We start from the raw sequence: 8,227 nt of genomic DNA on the forward strand, positions 1-8,227 counted from the left end.
GGTTCGTATAATACTATTTCTTAAAGTATTTTATATACCTCTAAAATACTACAAAAATACCCTCTATCTTCCAGAAAAAAAGGATAAAAATAAAATGGCTTTAATGTCTTATAATAAATTTGCAAATACAAATAAATATCCGGGAGTTAGAATTTATATTTCCGAAAATAACGATATGATTTTTTACGTAAGGCTAGACGGCAAAGATATAAAAGTAGGCTCAAGATCAGAAGGTGTAAACGTAACCTACGCCTATAATAAAAAGAAAGAATACGACACCAAAAAGAGAAACGGCGAGCTACCGGATAGTATAACGAAAAAACAGCTTGCTAAAGGCGGTTTAAAATTTGATGATATAGCAAAAGCATTTTTTGATTATAAACTCGAACAAACGCCAGATAAAATGGAAAATATTAAAGAGCAAATCTGCATGTACGAGCAGTATCATAAAAGTAAATTCGGGAGTCTCGCTACAAGCTTAATAAGCTCCGAGATGATACAAGAGCATTTTAAAAACATAAAGGAAACAGTGTCTAGTAGAACCGGCCGCAAGCTATCACAGTCGCGTACAAACGCTATCATGGGCATAATAAGAACGATTTTTAACTACGCTATAAAACAAAAACTTATATCCCATCTTAGTCCATTTGATATAGAGATCAAAAAACCAGATAATAAACGAGAAAGATTTTTAGAACTTGTAGAAATCGAGCTTTTGCGCAAAGAGCTAGCCGACAAAGGAGATTTTGCGCTAGAGTTATTCGTAGAACTTGCTTTATGCACAGGAGCTAGGCTTGACGGTATATTAAACATAAAGAAAAAAGATATATCGCTTTCAAATATGAGCGTAAACATAACCGACTTTAAAAGCAAAAATCCAGAAAACAAAAGATATACGGGATTTTTAAGCGATGAGGCATTGGTGCTGATAAATAAAATTTACACGAAGATTTTGCCAAATGACGCTCTTGTCGATAAACCCTACGCCACACTTCAAAACGTTTTGCAACATCTATTAAACAAACTCTTTAATGATGGGCTTGCGCCGGAGGATAGTGCAAATAGAGTCGTAATACACACGCTAAGGCACACGTTCGCCTCTCGTCTAGCCATAGCCGGCACTCCGATACTAACGATAAAAAAGCTAATGAATCATTCTGATATCAATCACACCCTAAGATATGCAAAGCTGATGCCAGGTAGCGGAAGAGAGATAGTGGAGAGGCTTTATGAATAATTTTATATCAAGTTGTTTATTCAGCAATAAGCATATAAAACAAACTGCATTTTATATCATATATGGTATAATAGGGCTTAGTTACATAGAAGGATTACAATGTGGAGCGTAGAGTTTGCAAGCGAAGCCATAAAAGACGAGTTCTTGGAGCTGCCGACCGGTCTCAGGCAAAGAGGCTATAAAATGTTCGAGCTTTTAGAGACTAGAGGCAATACCTTGGGTGAGCCGTATACCAAAAGCCTAAAAGGCGGACTGTTTGAGATACGCATAAAGTCTGATGAAGGTATAGCTAGAAGCATATATTGTTATGAAATCGGCAAAAGAATAATAATCCTACTAACTTTTGTTAAAAAAACGCAAAAGACGCCAAAAAGCATACTAAATTTGGCGGAACAAAGATTAAAGGAGTTTAAAGATGGGAACCGTTAATTTTAGAGAAGTTTTAAAAGAGGAGCTAAAAAACCCCGAATTTAAAGCGCAATACGATGCGCTGGAGGACGAATATAAAGCCATAGAAGCTTTAATAGACGCCAGAAACGAAGCCGGGCTAACTCAAAGCGAGGTAGCTAAAAGGATGGGCATAACCCAGTCTGCCGTAGCTAGGATAGAAAGCGGAGCATATAATATCAAGTATAAAACATTCTTTAACTACATAAAAGCTTGCGGTAAAAGAGTGGCGATAGTTTGAGTGAGATTAATTATCTAATAAATACTCAAGCCGACACAGGAGAAAAATATTAAGCTTTGTCGGTTCTCAAGACGGGGTTCTTGCGGATACGATAGTTAGGATTTGGAAAAATAAGGCTCTTATAACATGGACATATTTAAAATGTAACTAAATCGAGGGTTTTAATACGACTACAAAAACGAATACGGCTATATTATAGCGATGCTTGTTTTATCAAATAATATTAACCCTGCACAAAATGCTCTTCTTTTTGATTCTTATTTCTTGCTCAAAAACAATCTCTACTTTAATATTTATTTATGCTATAAGAATACTAACAACATCTTAAATTTTAAAATTTGTGCTAAAATACCAAATAAAAAAACAAAAGTAAATTTCCCTATAAACCAAAATTTACTTTAACTTAATAAAAAACAATCGCTTCTAATTCTATCATACAGTCTTAGAATTTGATATAATTTATCAGAATATCAAGAATAAACAACCCCTACATAGGACAATATGTTAATACTTACTTAGCAAACTCAAATGAGTTTGCTGTAAGGTCTTGGCAGACGGCCGATATTTTTCTTTGGCCGAGCAAAAGAAAAATATAAAAACTTAGACGAAACTTTATCAATCAAAAAATGATTTTTTGTCAATAAAACGTCTAAGTTTTTCTTCGGAAGCTTTTAACGATCATTCGTTAAAAGCTTATAAATGCTTCCGATTTGCAAGCATAGGAGGCGTACAATATACGCCTTGGTAAGCACTACTGCTAATTTGAGCATATTTTATTTTATATGTGGTCATATCAAATTTGTTATAGTCCCACTAGAAATATTATCTTAACAGGCTTTTGAGAGCCGTCTACGGCAAATTTTTAGACAACCTCGCAAAATCAATAATAATATTTTCTATTTTTCATCAAATTTTTGGGTGCCGTGCCGTAATAATCGCAAAAAAGCTTGCTGAAGTGGCTTTGATTTTTAAAGCCCGTCGCAGCCGAAATTTCGGCGATATTTAGCTCCGAGCCTTGCAGCATCGCCAGCGCTCGCTTCATCCGCTCTTCGCGCAAAAATTCGTAAGGAGTTTGCCCAAACAAACTTTTAAAGCCGACTTTAAGTTTAAATTCGTTCAGCCGCACCTGTTTTGAGAGCTCTTTTATAGACGGCGGATTTTTAATGTCCATGCTTAAAATTTGCCTGGCTTTTTGTAGCGCGTTTTTGTCCGCTTCGTCTAGTATAACATGCTTATTTGGGCATTTTAGGCGGCTGAATTCGTTATAAATAAGCTCTAAAATTTTACTTTCTAAAAGCAGTCTTTCAAGCGGCTCGTCGGCGTTTAGCGATAAAATTTGGTTTAATAAAATTTTATTTACGGCGCAGGTGTCGTTTTGCGAAACGAGTTTGTTTGCGCCAAGCTCGATAAGATCGCCGAAATTTGCACTCATAAACGAGTTTTCTAGGAATAAATTTATTCCCGCATGCGCGCCGCCGTAAATCTCTTGATCCGAGCTTGGTAGATCGACCGAGCTGATCGTGGATAGTCCACTTTTGTATTCGATTTTGCCATTCGCCGAGCTTAGGCTGATGCCTCCTTGTAGGGTGAAATTTATAAAGCAACCCCGCAAAGCGTGAAAATCGCCGACTATTTTGGTGTCGTCTTTAGCGTCCATTTTTATCGTGCCGAAGGCTATTTCATCGCTTAGCGCGATATTTTTGGCGCGGATTTTGACGCCAAGACCAGCCAAAACTCCGTCTTCGCTGCTATTAAATTTATCCATAAAAACGTCTGCGGATACCGTGCGCAAATTTTTCCTTTAAATATAAAAATAAATCCGTCATTTGTAAATTTCGGGTTGATAATAAATTTCAAAAATATTATACTATCCTTAAAGTAAAGAAATTATAAAAGGAGTCTAAAGTGAGAAAGATTTTGCTTTTAAGCGCGGTTGCGGCGCTAGCGATAGCAGCTCCCGCCGTGAGGCTGGATGAGGTCAGCGTATCGGCTCAAAAGATCGATGAAAACGCTAGCGAGGTGGCGGCTGCGGTGAGCGTGCTGGACGAAAAAGAGTTGCGGCTTAGAGAAGCAAAGGATCTAAACGGGCTTAGAAGCGCATCGTCAAATTTAACATTTTTGCAAGGCGGAGGTATTTCGCTTTTTATCATGCGCGGCGTTACGAGCGATTACGCATTTGATAGCCCAAACGTCGGGCTTTATCTGGACGGCGTGAGTTATCTTGGCACTTACGGCAACTACGTATTTTTGGAGGATATCGAGCGTATCGAGATCCTAAAAGGGCCTCAAAGCGCGCTTTACGGCAAAAACGCCTATGCAGGCGTGATAAATGCGGTCTCCAAAGCTCCTACCAACGAACCGCAAGCAAAGATCGGGCTAAAGCTTGGCGAGGATAGCCTGCGTGGTATTAGTTTTAGCGCGGGCGGAGCGATAGTAAAGGATAAATTTCTGGCTAGTTTTACTGGTTTTAGCGAAAAGAAAAACGGCTTTATGTATAACGAAAATTTAAACAAAAGCGACGACTACGAAGACGCCCTTTACGGCAAAATTTACTTTAGATTTTTACCTACGGATGAGCTTACGGTGGATCTTATTCAAAACTATTATAGGATAGCCAACGGCGCGCAAAGATCGAATTTACACAATGCGGCTAACAGAACGCGCTACGCCAACGGCATGGAGGGCGAGGAAAACGCCAAAAACTACGAAGCATCGCTAAAGGCAGAATATAAATCGGGCGACTATGCGCTCACTTCGCTTACGACTTTTAGGGATTATAAAAACGACAGTAGTTACGACGGCGATCATCGCCCCGCGTCCTTGTTGGATGTGTATTACAAAGAGGACAGAAAGGATTTTACGCAGGAGTTTAGATTTAGCGCCGATAACGCGTATGGCAAATTCGTCCTAGGCGCTGCGGCGGGCGCTACGCAAAGAGACGTGCGAAGTAGCGTAAACAGCGTGATGTTCGGCGGTATTCGCTCGCTGCAAAATAACAAAACCAGAAGTAAAAACTACGGCGTTTTTACGCATAATGAAATTTATCTACCGCTTGATTTTTCGGTTATTTTGGGAGCTAGATTCGACAAAGATAGGGTCAAATTTCAAAACCGCATGAGCGGTGAAAATTTAAGCGATTCATATAGCGCGCTATCGCCTAAGATTGGGCTAAAGTATGCTATAAACGATGAGGTTACGGCGTATGCGAGTGTATCTAAGGGTTATAAGCCGGGCGGTTTTTGGGCCGCCTCGCCTACGTCTAAAAAATGGTACGATAAAGAAACGATGACTAGCTACGAAGTCGGCGTAAAAGGGGCTTGGGAGCGGTTTGAACTAGGCGCCGCCGTTTTTCGCGCCGATATCAAAAACAAGCAAGTAGTAAGCGTCATCGTAGCGCCTAATATCACGGTGGCAGAGAACGCCAGCAAGGCTCGCTCTCAGGGCTTTGAGTTTGACGCCGCAACGCTTTTAACGGACGGATTAAAGCTTAGCGCAAATTTGGGCTACGCAAAAAGCGTCTTTAAAGACTATAAAGACGCACAGGGCGATTATAGCGGTAAATACGTATATTACGCGCCAAGGCTAACTTATGGCGCAGGACTTTCGTATGAGGCTCCAAGCGGATTTTACGCGGCGGCATTTTTGCGAGGACAGAGCAAATTTTATACCGATAAGGCCAATGTCGTAGAAAACGCGGGCTACGCGACCGTCGATGCAAAAGTAGGCTTTAATCACAAAAATATCAACGTTTATATTTACGCTAATAATCTTTTCGACAAAGATCACGACGTAAAATACGCCAAGATGCACTACCTGTCCGACCCTCGTGAGATCGGCGTAAAATTTGAATATAAATTTTAAGGAAAAAGATGAAAAATTTTAAATTTAAAAGCGGCGAAAATCTAAGCTACGACGACTTTGGTGGCGATTTTAAAGATGTTTTGGTTTATCATCATCCGCTGATGATTTTTCCGCAAAATACCTTGATAAATTTCTGCGATAAAAATCAAATAAGGCTTATTTTGATATATAGAAGCGGGCACTTTAACAGCTCACTTTTTAGCGCTGACGATAGTTTTTTAAAATTCGCCCTGCGCCTAAAAGAGTTTTTCTCGGCGTTAAATTTGGGCGAATTTAGCGTGCTGGGCGAGTCGGTGGGCGCGGCTTACGCCTACGCTACGGCTGTAGCTTGCAAAGAGGCGAAAAAGGTGTTTATACTAAGCGGATTTAACGCCCCTCCCGAGCTTTTGGCCGACTATGCCGACTATGCGCACATAAAGGAAATTTATGATTTTGCATCGCACAGTACGCCTGAAAATACGGCGCAAACGGCATGGGAAAAATACGGCTCGCAGGCTAAGGGTGCGCTAAAAGAAGCGATAAAAGCGCAGCTTAACGGCATCGGCTTTGACCTCTGGCTCCAAGCTAGGCCGTGGGGATTTGAGCTAAAAGACGTCTCGCAAAGCGTGCTTATGTATCACTCCAGAGCCGACGAGGAAGTGCCTTTTGCCGTCGCTTCGCAAGTGTCGAGGATGCTACCGAACTGCGAACTAATCGCCGCCCAGGATACGCCTCATCATAGCGCAAAGGCGCTTTTGGATTTTTTAAAGATCATCAAAGAGCAGTTGTAAATTTAGCTTTTGCGTAAATTTTACGAGCCAAATTTGCGCCGTTTTAAGCGTAAATTTAAGCTCGTTTTGCGATTTTTCTGTTGCGGGTAGGTTTTGCTTGATGCGGGATAAATTTACCGCCTTTTTTGCGCCAGAGACTTAAATTCGGCCTTGCGTTCAGGTTAAATTGCGTGCGTTTAATCCGCATTGCCGACGCGGGCTAAATCTGCAAAGCGATTTGCAACAAATGAAGATTTTGAGAAAATTTCAAAAGGATTTTGCAAAACTCCGCGGAATAAAATTTACGCCGTTTTTTTGTACTGGACGGCGACTTAAATCCCGCAAAATAGCAATCCGCTAGATAAATTTATAAATCTGTATAAAATAAATTAGGCTCAAAACGCAAAACGCCGCCGCGCCCAGCACGACCGCTCCGTAACCCAACGTCCCCGCCAAAAGCGTTCCGAGATAAAACGAAAATATCTGAAATGTCATACTTAAGCTGCTTTGCACGGCGTATTCGCTAGCGGGTCGCCGTCCCGAGGCACGTTGCATCATCATCGTGGAGATTATCGTCGCTTGCGCCATATATACCGCATACGCCGCGCTCGAAGCAAAAAGTACCGACGTGCGGTCCGTCCAGCCGCCGATAGGTAACCAGATGGCCAGGATGCCTAGCATCTGCATCGCTACGGCGTATAAAAAGGCTCTTTTAGCGCCTAGCTTTTTTACCGCAAAGCCCGCCGCGAGCGCACCCGCGAAGCCAAATATCGTGCCGTATATGTGCAAGACCTCGCCGATATCTTCCAGCTTCCAGCCGATATCTACAAGCATTGGACTAAGCAGTCCAAACGCCGCGCAGATACCGATAGATTGTACGAAAAGCACGCTAAGCCAAGCCTTTTTGCCCTTAAAAAAGCCAAACATCGCCCTAAAATCCAGCCCCTCGCCGGCGTTTACGCGCTCAGGCTCTTTAAAGAAAGCAAGGCTAAGCAAGGAAACCGCTATCAAAGACGTCAAGAATAAATTCGCCTCGCTCCAGCCGAATTTTGCGTAGATTACGAGCGTTAGGCCGTTACCCGATACGTGCCCTATCAATCCGCCGCTAAGCTTGAGAGCGTTTGTGAAGCTTAAATTCGAGCTGTTTGAAATTTTGATAAAAAATGCGTTCGACGTCATCGTCCAGGTGGCCGAGATAAAAGCCAAAAGCACCGCTAAAGCGATTACGGCAGGTAAATCGTCGCGCGGATTTAGAAGCGAAACCGCATATAAAATCGCCAAAGTAAGGCACTGAAAGGCTAGGATAGTCTTTTTGTAACCGCCTATTTTTAGCGCGATAGCGTCGATAAACGGCGACCACAAAAAAGCCAAAACCGCAAAAAGTCCAAGCCCTCTAAGCGCGCCGACGCGCTCTAAACTAAAACCGTCTTGACGCAGGATGCTAACGAACCCCTCGCCGAAAAATCCGATGCAAATAAACTGCGCGATGCAAAGGCTAAGCACAGTTAGCGACCTGTAAAGCAAATTTATCCTTTAATTTTTTAGTTAGATTATATTTAAATGGATAGACGTTATCAAGAATATTTTGACGTTTGGGGGATAAATTTTTATATTTTAAGAACTTTTGACAAAAATCGGCCGTATCACCAAAGTACAAAAAATCTAGGCATACGCTCAGATTTGGTGTAACCA

8 protein-coding genes are annotated in these 8,227 nt (G+C 41.5%); 5 read left to right on the forward strand and 3 right to left on the reverse strand.

The genetic code is table 11. The features are described 5' to 3' along the window. The first annotated feature begins 94 nt into the window (after positions 1-94). The 3 genes from Q0314_RS01535 (at position 95) to Q0314_RS01545 (ending at position 1,925) form a co-directional block, all read left to right on the forward strand. The gene (locus Q0314_RS01535) at positions 95-1,237 is read left to right on the forward strand and encodes a site-specific integrase (protein WP_298055748.1); all 1,143 of its coding nucleotides are present in this window, start codon (positions 95-97) and stop codon (positions 1,235-1,237) included. A 99-nt stretch (positions 1,238-1,336) separates the two neighbouring features. Beyond that, the gene (locus Q0314_RS01540; protein ID WP_298055751.1) at positions 1,337-1,666 is read left to right on the forward strand and encodes a type II toxin-antitoxin system RelE/ParE family toxin; all 330 of its coding nucleotides are present in this window, start codon (positions 1,337-1,339) and stop codon (positions 1,664-1,666) included. Continuing rightward, a complete protein-coding gene (locus Q0314_RS01545) occupies positions 1,653-1,925 on the forward strand; it encodes a helix-turn-helix transcriptional regulator (RefSeq protein ID WP_122869455.1) in 273 nt (90 codons plus the stop codon). The genes Q0314_RS01540 and Q0314_RS01545 overlap by 14 nt, the downstream gene beginning before the upstream one ends. Before the next feature lie 880 nt (positions 1,926-2,805). Here the strand turns inward: Q0314_RS01545 and Q0314_RS01550 are convergent. Beyond that, positions 2,806-3,717, reverse strand: coding sequence for an AraC family transcriptional regulator (locus Q0314_RS01550; protein WP_298055758.1), 912 nt, complete (start codon positions 3,715-3,717; stop codon positions 2,806-2,808). A gap of 113 nt (positions 3,718-3,830) precedes the next feature. Between Q0314_RS01550 and Q0314_RS01555 the strand changes: the two genes are divergently transcribed. Further along, positions 3,831-5,786, forward strand: coding sequence for a TonB-dependent receptor (locus tag Q0314_RS01555; protein ID WP_298055760.1), 1,956 nt, complete (start codon positions 3,831-3,833; stop codon positions 5,784-5,786). Positions 5,787-5,794: 8 nt separating this feature from the next. Continuing rightward, complete coding sequence (locus Q0314_RS01560; protein WP_298055763.1) at positions 5,795-6,556, forward strand: hypothetical protein; 762 nt, start codon at positions 5,795-5,797, stop codon at positions 6,554-6,556. A 336-nt stretch (positions 6,557-6,892) separates the two neighbouring features. On the opposite strand, the gene Q0314_RS01565 is transcribed toward Q0314_RS01560, so the two are convergent. Further along, entirely contained in the window at positions 6,893-8,059 is a 1,167-nt protein-coding gene (locus tag Q0314_RS01565) for an MFS transporter (RefSeq protein ID WP_298055766.1), read from the reverse strand. Further along, a partial coding sequence (locus Q0314_RS01570) for a hypothetical protein (RefSeq protein ID WP_298055767.1) occupies positions 8,031-8,227 on the reverse strand: 197 nt, incomplete at its 5' end. The genes Q0314_RS01565 and Q0314_RS01570, both read right to left, overlap by 29 nt.

The organism is uncultured Campylobacter sp. (assembly GCF_938040115.1).
Lineage (GTDB): Bacteria > Campylobacterota > Campylobacteria > Campylobacterales > Campylobacteraceae > Campylobacter_A.

Coding starts and splice junctions, on each gene's coding strand:
- Q0314_RS01535 (WP_298055748.1), top strand. CDS start 95: ATGGCTTTAATGTCTTATAATAAATTTGCAAATACAAATAAATATCCG.
- Q0314_RS01540 (WP_298055751.1), top strand. CDS start 1,337: ATGTGGAGCGTAGAGTTTGCAAGCGAAGCCATAAAAGACGAGTTCTTG.
- Q0314_RS01545 (WP_122869455.1), top strand. CDS start 1,653: ATGGGAACCGTTAATTTTAGAGAAGTTTTAAAAGAGGAGCTAAAAAAC.
- Q0314_RS01560 (WP_298055763.1), top strand. CDS start 5,795: ATGAAAAATTTTAAATTTAAAAGCGGCGAAAATCTAAGCTACGACGAC.